A 15,639-nucleotide genomic window follows, 5' to 3' on the forward strand; every position below is an offset into this window, starting at 1 on the left:
TTCGTGGGAGTCATTATGTCTATACGTAAGGAGAGTTTGGTGGTAATAGTTCGTGAAATGGATATCGCTGATTATGATTCCGTCATAGCCTTATGGTGTCAAACTGAAGGGATGAGCATAAGAGATGCCGATTCAAGAGAAAGTATTGGACGTTACCTAGAGCGTAACTCGGGTTTAAGTTTTGTTGCAGAAAGTGAAAGCGAGATTGTTGGCGCGGTATTGGTTGGTACTGATGGGCGTCGTGGCTACTTACAGCATCTGGCTGTTTCTCCAAAATTCCGAGGGCAAAGGTTAGGTTGTGAGCTCGTATCAACATCGCTCGATGCACTTTCAAAACTAGGAATCCCTAAAACGCATTTATTTGTATATAACGACAATGTAAGCGCCCAGCAGTTTTATGAAAAATTAGGTTGGTTTCCACGAGATGAAATTCGAATATACTCGTTTAATAGCTCGAGCAATAGCAACGTTTAGTGTTAGGCGTATAACAAAAAAATAATTGGACGGTTGGGGTTTGGCATTTTGGGTTATCGGTTTGGTGCGCTTTGTTGGTAATTACAGGTGTAAGCATGGCTGGTCATATAAGTGTTGAAAGGATGAACTATGGAAAAATTGGCTTTTATTAAACAACATCTAGTCGAAAAAGGTGTTCCTGAGGATTTGACCAAATTTAATTCTAATTTGTGGTCGAAGCTCCTTTTCTCAGAGACTAAGCCATTAGTCTTTCAATCCCCAGTTAAAGTCTTTTTTAAACAAGGAATAGTTTTCGGTACACTTTGGGGTCTACTTATGTGGTTGTTTATTTGGCGGACAGCTCCTGAAGATTGGATTATCCAATTAGTCTCTACACTTCTGTTTGGCTGTATTATAGGCGGGCTGTTAGCATATCGCGTTGCTAAAGCGCACAAGAAATTGGGCAATGTAAATTGGAAGGAGTGGTGTAGTGCTAACTACGAATCTGCGCCATAACAGGGTTCTGAAGTGGATGTCTTATCTGACCTTAATGATAACGCTGAATACATCGAACTTGAAAATTTTGTAGCTGCAAAACAATGGATTCAAACGAGTAAAGTACAGCCAACAAGAGCTTGGCATGGGAAATTTATTGACTTGAAAACTGATTCTTACCTTTTCTTTTTGCTTCATAAAGCGCCATATCTGATCGTTGATACACTTGGTCAATGGAATCGTCTTCTTTCTTAAATTGGCTTAAACCGATGCTGACGGTCATTTGAGGTTCGGAATTTCGGTCATTTGACGAAAGATGAATAACAGCCTGGTTGATTTTAGAGGCTAATTCAACCGCGGATTTCGGAGAGGTGTTTTTATGAATGATAGCAAACTCATCTCCGCCAATGCGCCCAACAATGTCATTACTGTTTATCTCTACTTGGCATATTTTCGCCAGTTTTTGAATTGCAGCGTCGCCTGATTGGTGGCCATGCGTATCATTAATGGCTTTAAAGTTATCAATATCGAGAACTAAAAAGCTATAACAATCATTGTGTTGTTGATAAAGAGTAAAAGCGCTCGATAATTTGGAGAATAATTTTCTTCGATTATACAGTTCAGATAATTCATCAATTTCTGATTGGAATAGAAGTTGTTTTTCTAATTGGTGGCGCTTGGTTATATTGCGGGCTACCCAGACTACAGCTCTTTCACCATAGCGTGGAGACTTGAGTGGATTCACTCGGCCTTCAAAACGAAGAATGCCATTTGGGCCAGATAGATCATCGATACTAGCAACATCATTAGAAGAAAGTGAGTACTCAAAAATCATCAATTTATTTTGTGTTAATGTTTCTTGAATTCTATCAATAAACCAATTGGCTTTTTGAACAGGTAAAACATCAAATAAAGAAACGCCTTTAAGGGGATCGGCATTATGATAAAGTTCGGAGCAATCACCGCCTACAATGTTTGCATAGTGTCCTGATTCGGTAATAACAAAAACCATATCAGGTAGTGCTGAAATGATAGCTCTATATTCTTCATATTCATTTTGATCCATAAGGATTAGCCTTGTTAAGAGGTACTGATAGCTTATGAACCATATTTTCTTTCATGTTATTAAAAATGGATTAGCTAATAATTAACGGATATTACTATAAGTAGATGAGAGCAACGAACAGAATTGTATTCATATAACATATAGTCTTACTTTTAAGATACGCCATGAGTCGTATTGGGTTTTGCTGGACATGTAGCCAATATCTCTCTATGACCTGAATCTTTTAATTCTTCAAGAATCACATCAAATCCCCATAATCTATGCAGGTGCTTAAGCACTTCAGGGTAGTTACCGTTTAATGGAATTCTGTCTTGAGGAATATGTTGTAATGTTAATGAACGATCGCCACGTACATTGACATTCCACACTTGAATATTGGGTTCTAAATTACTTAGATTATATTGTGACGCGAGTTTTTCACGAATCGCCTGATACCCATTTTCATCATGGATGGCACTGACTTTAATATGGTTTTTTCTATCGTCATCTAATACAGCGAACAACTTAAAATCACGAATGATTTTTGGTGATAAATATTGGCTAATAAAGCTTTCATCTTTGAAGTTTTGCATCGCAAAGTGAACAGTGTCTAACCAATTTGAGCCAGCCATTTCTGGAAACCATTCCTTGTCTTCATCGGTAGGGTTTTCACAAATACGTCGAATGTCTTGGAACATGGCAAAGCCTAGTGCATAAGGGTTGATACCACTATAATGAGGACTATTGTAATTGGGTTGAGCGACCACATTGGTGTGGCTGTGTAGAAATTCTAAGATGAATTTATCTTCCACAATGCCTTCGTCGTATAAATGGTTCAATATGGTGTAATGCCAGAATGTTGCCCAGCCTTCATTCATGACTTGGGTTTGTTTTTGTGGGTAAAAGTATTGGCTGACTTTACGGACAATACGAACAATTTCACGCTGCCAAGGTTCTAACAGTGGTGCATGTTTTTCTATGAAGTACAGTAAGTTTTCTTGCGGCTCACTAGGAAAGCGCGGAGCATCTGGGTGTTCATCCACATTGGATTTAGGGACGGTACGCCATAATTCATTCACTTGAGATTGTAAGTAAGCTTCGCGTGATTCTTGGCGTGCTTTTTCTTCGAGTATGGATATTTTTTCTGGGCGTTTATAGCGATCAACCCCATAGTTCATTAACGCATGGCACGAATCGAGGGTTTGCTCAACTTGTTCAATACCGTATTTTTCTTCACATTCTGTAATGTAGTTACGCGCGAATAGCAAATAATCGATGATGGAGCTAGCGTCTGTCCATGATTGGAACAAGTAATTGCCTTTAAAAAATGAGTTGTGCCCATAACATGCATGCGCCATAACGAGTGCTTGCATGGTAATGGTGTTTTCTTCCATTAAATAGGCGATGCATGGGTCGGAATTAATGACAATTTCATAAGCGAGACCCATGTGGCCATGTTTGTAGTTTTGTTCTGTTTGAATGAACCTCTTCCCGAATGACCAATGATGATAATTTATCGGCATGCCGACACTGGAATAGGCATCCATCATTTGTTCAGCGGTGATGACTTCAATTTGATTCGGGTAAGTATCTAAGCGGTAATGCTGCGCCACACGTTTTATTTCCGTGTGGTAGAGTTCTAATAGATCAAATGTCCAGTCTGGTCCAGCAGGTAATGGGAAGCCAGGGTGTGAACTCTTGTTAGATGACTGCGCTTTCATTTTTGTAACCATAATGCTGCCCCTTGTCTATTGCGTTTGCTTTTGAAAGAGTTCGCGGAAAATAGGGAAAATATCATCAACACTTTGAATATTCTTCATTGCAAAGTTATCAAACGTATTTTCTAACGATTCATATTCATTCCATAAGGTTTGATGAGCGCGTTTGGTGATCTCGATATACGAATAATAACGGCAAGAAGGTAGCAGTTGTTTGGTTAAGATCTCTTTGCATTTTGGTGAATCATCGGCCCAGTTATCTCCATCAGAAGCTTGAGCGGCGTAAATGTTCCATTCATGTGTTGGATAACGCTTTTTAATAATGTCATCCATCATTTTTAAAGCACTGGATACAATGGTGCCACCGGTTTCTTGGGAGTAGAAGAATTCGTGTTCGTCGACTTCTTTCGCTTGGGTGTGATGGCGAATAAATACCACTTCAACATTTTCATAAGTGCGAGTTAAGAACAGATACAAAAGCACATAAAAGCGTTTGGCGATGTCTTTGGTGGCTTGATCCATAGAGCCGGACACATCCATTAGGCAAAACATGACAGCTTGGCTAGAAGGAATAGGGCGTCGTTCGTAGTTTTTAAAACGCAGATCAAAGGTGTCAATAAAAGGCACGCTAGCAATTTTTTGGCGTAGGGCTTCAATTTCGTTTTTAATGCGTTTTTCTTCTAATGGTTGAGCCGGTTCAGTCATGTGAACATTATCGAATAGGCTTTCTAGTTCTTTTAATTGACGCCGTTTAGAGGCTGACATGGCGGTACGGCGAGCGAGGGATTGTTGCAGGGATCGAACAATAGCAATATTAGAAGGAATACCGGCGGTTTTATATCCAGAACGATGCGATTTCCATTCTGTGATCTTGTTGACCTGATTTTTTTGTAAATTGGGCAACTCTAAATCTTCAAATAGAATATCGAGGTATTCATCTTTAGAAATTTGGAAAATAAAATCGTCTTGGCCTTCACCATCGTTACTGGCATCACCTTTGCCTGAACCACTGCCACCACCGCCTGCTGGTGGGCGGTCAATTTGATCACCAGTGATGAATTGGTCGTTACCGGGATGAACGCGCTCTTTGCTGCCGCCTTTACCCTGATGAAAAACAGGCTCACTGAGATCACGGCTAGGAATCGCGACATCTTCGCCGCTTTCTGTATTGGTAATAGAGCGTTTTTTCACCGCTTCAGCGACAGACTTCTTGATCTGTTCTTTGTTACGGCGAATAAATCGCTGTCTATTTACGGTACTTTTGTTTTTCCCGTTTAAACGTCTATCAATAAATTGTGCCATAGCTCCCCCAAAAGACTCATTGGCTCAATCACTCTTTGTGGGCTTTTAGTTACTAAACCATTGGACTTGTCATCCCAATTTAGCAACTAAAAGCAAGAGCATTAGCCTTGATGTACAGCGTCGCAAGTGGTGAGTTATGATGATTTACGAACACGTAAGTACCATTCTGCCAGCAAGCGAACTTGTTTTTTGGTGTAGCCTTTCTCCATCATACGAGCAACAAAGTTGTCGTGTTTTTTCTGATCATCGCTAGAGGTTTTTGCATTAAATGAAATAACAGGCAAAAGCTCTTCTGTGTTCGAGAACATTTTCTTCTCAATCACAGTGCGAAGTTTTTCATAACTTGTCCATACTGGGTTACTGCCTTTATTGTTTGCACGAGCACGTAAAACAAAGTTCACAATCTCATTGCGGAAGTCTTTCGGGTTACTGATCCCCGCGGTTTTTTCGATTTTCTCTAGCTCGTCATTTAGGGCTGAACGATCAAATAATTGGCCTGTTTCTGGGTCGCGGTATTCTTGATCTTGAATCCAGAAATCGGCATAGGTGACATAACGATCAAAGATGTTTTGCCCGTATTCGGAATAGGATTCAAGGTAAGCGGTTTGAATTTCTTTGCCGATGAATTCAACATACTTGGGTACTAAGTAGCCTTTCAAAAACTCAAGATACTTGTCAGCGGTTTCTTGTGGGAATTGCTCGCGTTCGACTTGTTGTTCAATGACATAGAATAAATGAACCGGATTTGCTGCGACTTCGGCTTGATCAAAGTTAAAAACACGAGAGAGAATTTTAAAAGCAAAGCGGGTTGAAAGGCCAGACATGCCTTCGTCCACGCCTGCATAGTCGCGGTACTCTTGGTAGCTTTTGGCTTTTGGATCGGTGTCCTTTAGCGTTTCACCGTCATACACGCGCATTTTAGAGAAAACGGATGAATTTTCTGGCTCTTTAAGGCGAGAAAGGATACTAAATTGCGCGAGGGTTTCTAATGTACTTGGTGAACAAGGGGCTTGAGATAGCTCGCTGTTAGAGAGTAATTTTTGATAGATTTTGATTTCTTCCGATACACGTAAGCAATAAGGCACTTTCACAATATACACCCGGTCTAGGAAGGCCTCATTGTTTTTATTGTGACGGAAGGTCTGCCATTCCGATTCGTTGGAGTGTGCTAAAATCATGCCCTCAAATGGCAAAGCAGAAAGTCCTTCAGTACCGTTATAATTGCCTTCTTGAGTGGCGGTTAATAATGGGTGTAAGACTTTGATCGGTGCTTTAAACATTTCGACAAATTCCATCACACCTTGGTTTGCTTTACATAAAGCACCAGAGTAGCTGTAGGCATCAGGATCATCTTGTGAGAAATGTTCAAGTTGTCGGATATCAACTTTACCAACCAAGGATGAAATGTCTTGGTTGTTCTCATCGCCCGGTTCAGTTTTCGCAATGGCGACTTGATCTAAAATAGATGGGCGTAATTTCACGACTTTAAACTTAGTAATATCACCACCAAATTCATGTAAGCGTTTGGCAGCCCAGGGCGACATGATTGAGCGAAGATAGCGTGGGTCAATGCCATATTCGCTTTTTAATAATTCACCATCTTCTTCAATGTTGAATAAGCTAAAAGGGTGGTCATTCACAGGGCTTCGAACCCCATTCGCGGAAAGCACATAAATGGGTAACTGTTGCATCAATGCTTTTAATTTTTCAGCGATTGAAGATTTACCACCACCAACAGGGCCAAGCAAATACAGAATTTGTTTACGTTCTTCCAATCCTTGAGCGGCATGTTTTAAGTACGAAACAATTTGCTCAATCGCTTCTTCCATGCCGTAAAAGTGTTCAAAGGTTTTATAACGTGAAATGACCCGGTTGGAAAAGATCCGGCTTAGTCGCGGCTCTTTCGAAGTATCAATGATTTCAGGCTCTCCAATGGCGAGCAGTAGTCGCTCAGCTGCATTGGCATAGGCGCTTTTATCTTGTTGGCAGAGGGCAAGAAAGTCTTGAAGAGAAAGCTCTTCTTCTTTAGATGCTTCGTAACGTGCTTGATAGTGGTCGAAAATACTCATAGCGAATCCCCTTGAATATGTCGAATGGTGATACCAATATCAGCAATTCTCTGTTCAATGAATTACTTAAACTGGTATAAGAATGGCAAATTCATTACACCCTTACCAATAAGACTAGACTCGATTTTGTATTCTGCTTAACAATTATGTACTTATTTATGTCAGCATTTGCGGTTTATCACGAAGAAAATGTTGAAGTAACAAAGGTATTGATTTTGAAGGGGGAGATAAGAGGGTAACAAAACGGCACCGTAATCGATGCCATTTTGGTGATGATGGTTATGCGCTTAATATCTGCAATAATTCAGTTGATGATAAATGATATTGGCGAGGGCAGTTACGCCAAGAGCTTAACATGCGACGATACTTTTCTTGCATTGTATGGTGCATTTCTATGTAATTTAGAACATAACGTTGTTGTTGTATTTGCTTAAAATGGCAACGATATTTTCCATGGTTTCTTTTGACGGTGGTTCAACACCATCTAAGGGATAATCGTGACCGAGTGCTTCCCATTTATGAGCGCCAAGCTTGTGGTAAGGCAACAGTTCTACTTTTTCGATGTTATCCATATCTTTAATGAACTCACCTAGCATTTCAGCCGCTTCTGGATCATCGGTATAACCGGGCACGATCACGTAACGTAACCATGTTTTTTTACCAATTTTGTTTAAATAACGTGCGAAATCTAATGTTCGGTGATTGGACACGCCAATAAAATCATGATGAATCTCATCTTTCATGTGCTTAATATCGAGCATGACAAGATCGGTATCGTCTAAAACTTCATCGATAACATCGGTATGCTTGCGAATATAGCCATTTGTATCCAAACAAGTGTGAATGTTTTCAGCATGTGCGGCACGGAATAAATCGCGTACGAATTCAGGTTGAAGCATGGCCTCTCCACCTGAGCAGGTAATGCCGCCACCAGATGCGTTCATGAAGTGACGATAAGATTTCGCTTCATTGATGATTTCTTCAACACCAACTTCTTTACCTCCATGTGTGTCCCAAGTGTCGCGGTTGTGACAGTACATACAACGCATTAAACAACCTTGCATGAACACAATGAAGCGGATGCCTGGTCCATCAACAGTGCCACAAGATTCATAAGAGTGGATACGACCGGTTACTGACATAAGGAAAGTCCTTTGGAATTGAATGTCTTTATTTTATTACAAAAACTAGGGTTAACCTAGGATAAGTAAGGCTGATTTTAGGCTCAAATCGTTATCAAACGGCGGTTGATGACTATAATAAAAAGCCCCACTCAAGGGAGTAGGGCTTGTTTCTCTGACTACTCTAGTTCAATTTTATAGAGATTCAGTAAAGGTACGTGCGATAACGTCCTGTTGTTGTTCTGTGGTTAGAGAGTTGAACCGTACAGCGTAACCCGAAACGCGGATAGTTAGCTGAGGATATTTCTCTGGGTGCTTAACGGCGTCTTCTAGTGTTTCGCGGTTAAGAACATTCACGTTAAGGTGTTGGCCACCTTCCAAGTCAGCTTCATGGTGGAAGTAACCATCCATTAGGCCCGCAAGGTTCGCTTTCTTAGCTTCATCTGTTTTACCTAATGCGTTAGGTACGATAGAGAAGGTGTAAGAGATACCATCTTGTGCATCCGCAAACGGAAGTTTTGCAACGGATGTTAGAGACGCTACTGCACCTTTCTCATCACGACCGTGCATTGGGTTAGCACCAGGAGCGAAAGGCGTACCAGCGCGGCGACCATCAGGCGTGTTACCTGTTTTCTTACCGTATACCACGTTTGATGTGATAGTCAGGATAGATTGCGTTGGAATCGCATCACGGTACATTTTAAGTTTACGTATTTTGCCCATAAAAGTAGAAACAAGTTCACATGCAATATCATCCACACGCGCATCGTTGTTACCAAATTTAGGGTAATCACCTTCTATTTCAAAATCGATTGCAAGACCATCTTCGTCACGAATAGGTTTTACCTTCGCGTATTTGATTGCAGATAGTGAGTCAGCTGCAACAGAAAGACCCGCAATACCACACGCCATGGTACGACGAACGTCACGGTCATGAAGTGCCATTAATGAAGCTTCATAGCTGTACTTGTCGTGCATGTAGTGGATAGAGTTTAATGCTGTCACGTATTGTTTTGCTAACCAATCCATGAAGTGGTCCATTTTTTCCCACAATTCATTGTAGTCAAGAACGTCGCCAGCGATTTTGTCCATTTTAGGACCGACTTGGATTTTCAGTTTCTCATCCACACCACCATTGATGGTGTAAAGCATGGTTTTCGCAAGGTTTGCACGAGCGCCGAAGAATTGCATTTGCTTACCAACAACCATTGGTGATACACAACATGCGATTGCGTAATCATCCGATTGTAGGTCAGGACGCATTAAGTCATCATTTTCGTACTGGATAGAAGAAGTATCAATCGATACTTTTGCACAGAAGTGCTTAAAGCCAGCAGGTAGTTTTTCAGACCAAAGAACCGTGATATTTGGCTCAGGGCTTGGACCCATTGTGTATAGGCTGTTTAGGAAACGGAAGTTACTGCGTGTTACTAATGTACGTCCGTCAAGACCCATACCACCCATTGATTCTGTTGCCCAGATTGGGTCACCAGAGAACAACTCATCGTATTCAGGTGTACGTAGGAAACGCACCATACGTAGTTTCATTACGAAATGGTCAATCATTTCTTGCGCTTGTGCTTCAGTGATTTTGCCAGCAGCGATATCACGCTCGATGAAGATATCAAGGAAGCTTGAAGTACGGCCAAGAGACATTGCCGCGCCGTTTTGTGATTTAACTGCTGCTAGGTAGCCGAAGTAAGTCCATTGGATAGCTTCTTGAGCAGTTTGAGCTGGCTCAGAAATATCACAGCCGTAGCTTGCAGCCATTTCTTTGATTTGGCCTAGTGCGCGATGTTGTTCTGCAATTTCTTCACGAAGTTGCATTGTCGCGGTTAGGTCTTCACCATTTTCAAAACGATCTTGTAAAGATGTGAATTGAGCCAGTTTGTCTTTCATCAAGTAATCAATACCGTAAAGCGCTACGCGACGGTAATCACCAATGATACGACCACGGCCGTAAGCATCAGGAAGACCGGTCAATACGCCAGATTTACGACATTTCATGATGTCTGGAGTGTAGATATCGAACACACCTTGGTTGTGTGTTTTACGAAGCTCAGAGTAGATCTTAGAAATTTGTGGGTCTAAAGTACGACCGTATGCTTTACAAGAACCTTCAACCATGCGAATACCACCATTAGGGATGATAGCGCGTTTCAGTGGAGCTTCAGTTTGAAGACCAACGATAGTTTCAAGATCTTTGTTAATGTATCCAGCATCGTGAGATGTGATGGTAGAAATAACAGAAGTATCGAAATCAAGTGGAGCAAGAGTCTTGTTCTCAACCTTGATGCCTTCCATTACTTGAGCCCAAAGCTTATCAGTCGCTTCAGTACCCTCAGAAACTAGGAAAGATTCATCACCTTCATAAGGTGTGTAGTTCTTTTGAATGAAATCACGAACGTTTACTTCATTTTGCCAATCACCGTTAGCAAAACCTTCCCAAGCTTTAGCAAATTGCTCTGCCATGACATACCTACCTTTGTAGTAGAAAAAATACGTACTGTGATAACGACCATAGAATGAGAATTATCGCCCTAAGGCTTCAGTACACTTAGATTAATAACAATATCAATGAATACTGATTAGGCTCATTGGTTCAATAGTGTTAATTGATATTGTTACTGAGGAATGACAGCATAAAACGCTTACTGTATACCCAAGTTTCTAGAGATAAATTCAAAATGAAATTGTACTTTTGGCTATGATATTTTCCCTTAAATCTAAATTAATCTAAATAATAGCTATTTTGTCAGATTATTCTTCAGTTTTTGTGGGAAAAGTCATGACATCTAAATGCTTCCCTGGTTAAAGAGGTTCTTTACTACCTCCTTTGGGTAAAAGTTAACAATAGATGGACGCATAAGTGTTGATCTAGATCACTTAATGAAGAGTATTTGTCTTTTAACTAAAAAAATTTATAAAAAACTTAACTTTTTTTGGTGTTTTTTGGGGTGGCATTTTAAGGTGTTGATTTTAAATAATTTTAATTTTATTAATCATTCATTTAAAAAATAAATATCACTAATGCATACACTTCCTAGATGTTTGTTATTAGCCTCGTCATGTTGTTTCGACGTACCTCCTTCTTTCCATGCTCGATATGACACAATTTGGTCGACAGTATATTGATATTATTGTCTTTTCTGAATTTTTGCATTGAAATAAGAATAAATGCCTATAAAATGAATATAAATTCAGTATGTCGCACTGGTTCAAGCGTTGAAGGCGCAGATCATTGATTGCAGCGTGTAAGGAGTAATGCTACTTTTGTTAAATATTGGTTAAAATTAAAAAGCCAAGTGGCATATAAAAATTATTAAGGGAGCAATGGCGCATGACGGATGTACCCGCGCTGGATATTAAAGACCTGCACAAAACGTTTGGTCAAAATGAAGTTTTAAAAGGCATTTCTCTGTCGGCTAATAAAGGCGACGTCATTTCTATCATCGGATCATCCGGTTCTGGAAAGAGTACTTTTCTGCGTTGTATTAATTTACTTGAGACACCTACATCTGGTGAAGTATGGGTCAATGGTGAACTGATCAAAATGAAAGCGGACCGTAAAGGTGAAGTGTTGCCCGCTAACGACAAGCAAGTGCAACGAATTCGCTCTCGTTTAGCGATGGTATTTCAAGGATTCAATTTGTGGTCTCACTTAACGGTTCTTGAAAATGTGATCGAAGCTCCAGTTCATGTATTAGGTGTTCCAAAGGCTCAGGCGATTGAAAATGCAGAATTGCTGCTTAAAAAAGTAGGCTTGTATGATCGCAAAGATTACTACCCTGGACACCTATCAGGGGGGCAACAGCAGCGTGCTGCAATTGCGCGTGCATTAGCTGTCGATCCTGAAGTTATGTTATTTGATGAACCAACTTCTGCACTTGATCCTGAATTAGTTGGTGAAGTGTTAGGTGTTATGCGTGATTTAGCCGAAGAAGGCAGAACCATGTTGGTGGTGACTCATGAAATGGCATTTGCTCGTGATGTATCAAATCATGTGATGTTTTTACATCAAGGGTTGGTTGAAGAAGCAGGGCACCCAGAGAAAATATTTACTCACCCCGAATCTGAACGTTTTAAACAGTTTATTTCGTCTGTTTACTAAGCGTTTTTTGAATCAAAATTTAATGCTTTATTTAAAAGTGTTAATGCAAACGTCTTTGTATGTCATAAATACGAAGAAATAAAAATAAGAAAACAAACAATAATATCAGTGATAATCACAGGAGTATGGATATGAAAAAGTGGTTTTTAGCAGCAACGATCGCAGCAGCAACTTTATCTGGCGCTGCGCAAGCCAAGGATTGGGATACAGTACGTTTTGCGACTGAAGGGGCTTATCCTCCGTTCAACTACACCAATTCTTCTGGTGAGCTTGTTGGGTTTGATGTCGACTTAGCTAATGCGCTTTGTAAAGAGATGGAAACCAAATGTAAAATTGTTGCTCAAGATTGGGATGGTATTATTCCTGCATTATTGGCTCGTAAATACGATGCGATTATTGCTGGCATGTCTATTACCGAAGAGCGCAAAAAGAAAGTAGCCTTTACTCATAAGTACGCATTAATTCCAAACAAATTTATTGCGAAGAAAGGGGCTAACCTTGATTTCACCAAAGAAGGTCTTAAAGGCGTAAAAATTGGTGTTCAACGTTCTACAACGCATGACCAATACATTGAAGATAATTATAAAGATATCGTCGATGTTTCTCGTTACGGCACGTTCGATGAAGCATATTTAGATCTTGAAAGTGGTCGCATTGATGCAGTATTTGGTGATGCATCAGCACTGCAAAGCGGCATGTTAGATAAAAAAGACGGCTATGAATTTACAGGGCCTTCATTAACTGACAAGCAATGGTTTGGTGATGGTTTCGGTATTGCGGTTCGTAAACAAGACCAAGACCTTGCGACTAAATTAGATAAAGCGATTGATTCACTACGTGCTAAAGGTATTTACCAACAAATTGCGGCTAAATACTTCACTTATGATGTTTACGGTGAGTAAGCCATAAATTTTGATCCATTAGAGGCAGTGTCGGCTGCCTCTCATTCAGTTATTAGACCTTTATGATGTTAGATTTTTTACAAGGTTATGAATACACAATTCTGAAAGGCGCATGGGTAACGATTGAAGTGGCTTTGTTGTCTCTTATTGTTGCGGTGTTGCTCGGTATGTTAGGCGCATTAGCAAAATTGTCGCCTTATCGTATTGCTCGGATTTGTGCTACAGCGTATACGACGATCATTCGTGGTATTCCTGATCTCGTTTTGATGATGCTGATCTTTTTTGGCGGTCAAGTTCTTCTTAATAATTCACTTTACTCACTTAATGAACAAATTAATGAGTGGATGACGAGTTACAATTCCGCTCACGAATGGACCGCATATTTACCTGATTATGTCGATGTTAGCCCATTTTCTGCCGGTATATTAACGATTGGCTTTATCTTTGGCGCTTACATGACAGAAACCTTCCGTGGCGCAATTATGGCCGTCGATAAGGGAGAGCTAGAAGCGGCAAAAGCGTATGGCATGAGTAGTGTGATGTCATTTCGTCGAATCTTATTGCCGCAAATGATTCGCCATGCGATTCCTGGTTTTGGTAATAACTGGTTGGTGTTATTAAAAACGACGGCATTAGTTTCTATTATCGGTTTAGATGACATGGTACGTGTTGGTGCATTAGCGGCTGGTTCAACCAAAATGCCGTTTACATTTTATATGACAGTGTCGGTTATCTTCTTATTTTTCACTAGTGTTTCGATTGCGTTGCTTAGATTGTTAGAACGCAAATACACATTGCACACGAGGTAAGCATGGATTTTTCAGTAATGCTTGATAGCTTGCCTTTATATTTTGAAGGTCTATGGACCACATTTTGGCTCGTAGGTTTATCACTATTAATTGGTTTGTGTATTGCAGTTCCAGCTGGTGTGGCGAGAACCAGTTCTCATGCTTTTATTAATTTCCCAGTTTGGTGTTATAGCTACTTCTTCCGAGGTACACCGCTATTAGTGCAACTGTATCTTATCTATTATGGCTCGAGCCAATTTATGGAGGTACGAGGTACATTATGGGAGCATGCTTGGTTTTGTGCTTTAGTTGCCTTTGTACTTAATACTGGTGCTTATACTGCAGAGATTTTTGCCGGTGCAATTAAGGGGCTGGATAGGGGCGAGATAGAAGCGGCAAGAGCGTATGGTATGTCGACGTGGAAAGTATATCGTCGAATTATTTTACCTAGCGCATTTAGACGTGCATTACCGGCATACAGCAATGAGGTTATCTTTATGCTGCATGGTTCTGCCGTTGCTGGGATCGTCACTGTAATGGATATTACTGGTGTGGCTCGCTTGGTAAACTCAAGAACCTACGCACCATTTGAAGCATTTTTAACGGCTGGTGTTTTCTATATGATTTTGAGTATGTCGATGATTTACTTTTTTAAAGTCTTAGAAAAACGATTACTAGCTTACGCACGACCGATTAGTTGATATGTCGATTATTTAACTGAACAGCCGATAATGAAAAGCCAATCAATTCAATATTGATTGGCTTTTTTGTGTTGAGTTATGAGCTTTAGTTTTCTGACCCGGAGGTTACTTAAACTCTGACCAGATTGGTGCATGATCCGATGGTTTTTCTATACCACGTAATTCGTAGTCAATGCCAGCATCAATACATTTAGCGGCAAGGTTAGGCGTTGCTAACACCACATCAATACGAAGCCCACGGTTATCATCAAAACCACGAGAGCGGTAATCAAACCATGAATATTGGTTATCAACGGTTGGGTGTAAGTTACGGAAAGTATCTTCAAAGCCCCAATCTAATAAGGTTTTAAGCCATTCACGTTCTTCTGGTTGGAACGAACATTTACCTGTTTTGAGCCAACGCTTAGCGTTCGGTTCACCAATGCCGATATCTAAATCAATAGGGCTAATGTTGATATCACCCATTATAATTAGCTGCTCATCACTGTTGTGGTGAGTATTCAAGTGTGTCATCAGATCTTTATAAAACTGACGCTTGTATGGGAACTTGGTTTCATGGCTGATGTTGTCACCTTGAGGGAAGTAACCATTCATTACGGTTGTTTTTTGACCGCTCTCATCTTCAAAGGTGGTCATGATCATGCGACGTTGGTGTTCATCTGTATCAGTAGCGAAACCTTTTTGGACAGCGATCGGCTCTTGCTTGCACAACATAGCGACACCGTAATGCGCTTTCTGACCATGGAAATAAACGTGATAGCCCATTGCTTCTACATCGGCTAATGGAAAGGCTTCATCGTGAACTTTGATTTCTTGCAAACCAATTACATCTGGCTGATGTTTATCGATAATAGCTTGTAATTGATGCAATCTGGCGCGCAGACCATTGATATTGAATGAAATGACTTTCAAGATTATCTTTCCTTATTTCAGT

Annotated in this window: 13 protein-coding genes and 2 pseudogenes; 7 read left to right on the top strand and 8 right to left on the bottom strand. The window is 40.4% G+C overall.

Features of this window, described 5'->3' with window-relative positions; genetic code table 11:
• Positions 1-39: 39 nt before the first annotated feature.
• The 3 genes and pseudogenes from A1QC_RS08685 to A1QC_RS15450 form a co-directional block, all read left to right on the top strand.
• A complete protein-coding gene (locus A1QC_RS08685; protein WP_026025686.1) occupies positions 40-474 on the top strand; it encodes a GNAT family N-acetyltransferase in 435 nt (144 codons plus the stop codon).
• Positions 475-603: 129 nt separating this feature from the next.
• On the top strand, positions 604-969 hold the full coding sequence (locus A1QC_RS08690; RefSeq protein ID WP_017024018.1) for a DUF6404 family protein: 366 nt from the start codon (positions 604-606) through the stop codon (positions 967-969).
• Between the two features lie 12 nt (positions 970-981).
• Positions 982-1,077, top strand: a pseudogene (locus A1QC_RS15450) (type II toxin-antitoxin system RelE/ParE family toxin); the annotation flags it as partial.
• 25 nt (positions 1,078-1,102) lie between these two features.
• Here the strand turns inward: A1QC_RS15450 and A1QC_RS08695 are convergent.
• The 7 genes and pseudogenes from A1QC_RS08695 to pflB form a co-directional block, all read right to left on the bottom strand.
• A complete protein-coding gene (locus A1QC_RS08695; RefSeq protein WP_017024019.1) occupies positions 1,103-2,014 on the bottom strand; it encodes a sensor domain-containing diguanylate cyclase in 912 nt (303 codons plus the stop codon).
• A gap of 152 nt (positions 2,015-2,166) precedes the next feature.
• On the bottom strand, positions 2,167-3,726 hold the full coding sequence (locus A1QC_RS08700; RefSeq protein ID WP_017024020.1) for a SpoVR family protein: 1,560 nt from the start codon (positions 3,724-3,726) through the stop codon (positions 2,167-2,169).
• Between the two features lie 15 nt (positions 3,727-3,741).
• Positions 3,742-5,013 carry a YeaH/YhbH family protein gene (locus A1QC_RS08705; protein WP_017024021.1) on the bottom strand — a complete coding sequence of 424 codons (1,272 nt, stop codon included), beginning with the start codon at positions 5,011-5,013 and terminating at the stop codon, positions 3,742-3,744.
• 134 nt (positions 5,014-5,147) lie between these two features.
• Positions 5,148-7,082: a PrkA family serine protein kinase gene (locus A1QC_RS08710; RefSeq protein ID WP_017024022.1), complete on the bottom strand. Its 1,935-nt coding sequence runs from the start codon at positions 7,080-7,082 to the stop codon at positions 5,148-5,150.
• Positions 7,083-7,361: 279 nt separating this feature from the next.
• Positions 7,362-7,469 (bottom strand): annotated as a pseudogene (locus A1QC_RS15350) (YfbU family protein); the annotation flags it as partial.
• A gap of 14 nt (positions 7,470-7,483) precedes the next feature.
• Positions 7,484-8,224, bottom strand: coding sequence for a pyruvate formate lyase 1-activating protein (gene pflA / locus A1QC_RS08715; RefSeq protein ID WP_017024023.1), 741 nt, complete (start codon positions 8,222-8,224; stop codon positions 7,484-7,486).
• 174 nt (positions 8,225-8,398) lie between these two features.
• The gene (gene pflB / locus A1QC_RS08720; protein WP_017024024.1) at positions 8,399-10,675 is read right to left on the bottom strand and encodes a formate C-acetyltransferase; all 2,277 of its coding nucleotides are present in this window, start codon (positions 10,673-10,675) and stop codon (positions 8,399-8,401) included.
• An 868-nt stretch (positions 10,676-11,543) separates the two neighbouring features.
• On the opposite strand from pflB, the gene A1QC_RS08725 reads away from it, so the two are divergent.
• From A1QC_RS08725 to A1QC_RS08740, 4 genes are all read left to right on the top strand, one after another.
• Positions 11,544-12,314: an ABC transporter ATP-binding protein gene (locus tag A1QC_RS08725; protein ID WP_017024025.1), complete on the top strand. Its 771-nt coding sequence runs from the start codon at positions 11,544-11,546 to the stop codon at positions 12,312-12,314.
• Positions 12,315-12,445: 131 nt separating this feature from the next.
• On the top strand, positions 12,446-13,216 hold the full coding sequence (locus A1QC_RS08730; protein WP_017024026.1) for an ABC transporter substrate-binding protein: 771 nt from the start codon (positions 12,446-12,448) through the stop codon (positions 13,214-13,216).
• Between the two features lie 65 nt (positions 13,217-13,281).
• Complete coding sequence (locus tag A1QC_RS08735; protein ID WP_017024027.1) at positions 13,282-14,025, top strand: ABC transporter permease; 744 nt, start codon at positions 13,282-13,284, stop codon at positions 14,023-14,025.
• A 2-nt stretch (positions 14,026-14,027) separates the two neighbouring features.
• The gene (locus A1QC_RS08740; RefSeq protein WP_026025688.1) at positions 14,028-14,705 is read left to right on the top strand and encodes an ABC transporter permease; all 678 of its coding nucleotides are present in this window, start codon (positions 14,028-14,030) and stop codon (positions 14,703-14,705) included.
• A gap of 105 nt (positions 14,706-14,810) precedes the next feature.
• Here A1QC_RS08740 and xthA read toward each other — a convergent pair whose 3' ends face one another.
• Positions 14,811-15,617, bottom strand: coding sequence for an exodeoxyribonuclease III (gene xthA, locus A1QC_RS08745; protein WP_017024029.1), 807 nt, complete (start codon positions 15,615-15,617; stop codon positions 14,811-14,813).
• Positions 15,618-15,639 lie beyond the last annotated feature (22 nt).

Source organism: Vibrio rumoiensis 1S-45, assembly GCF_000286955.2.
In the GTDB taxonomy this organism is placed as follows: domain Bacteria; phylum Pseudomonadota; class Gammaproteobacteria; order Enterobacterales; family Vibrionaceae; genus Vibrio; species Vibrio rumoiensis_A.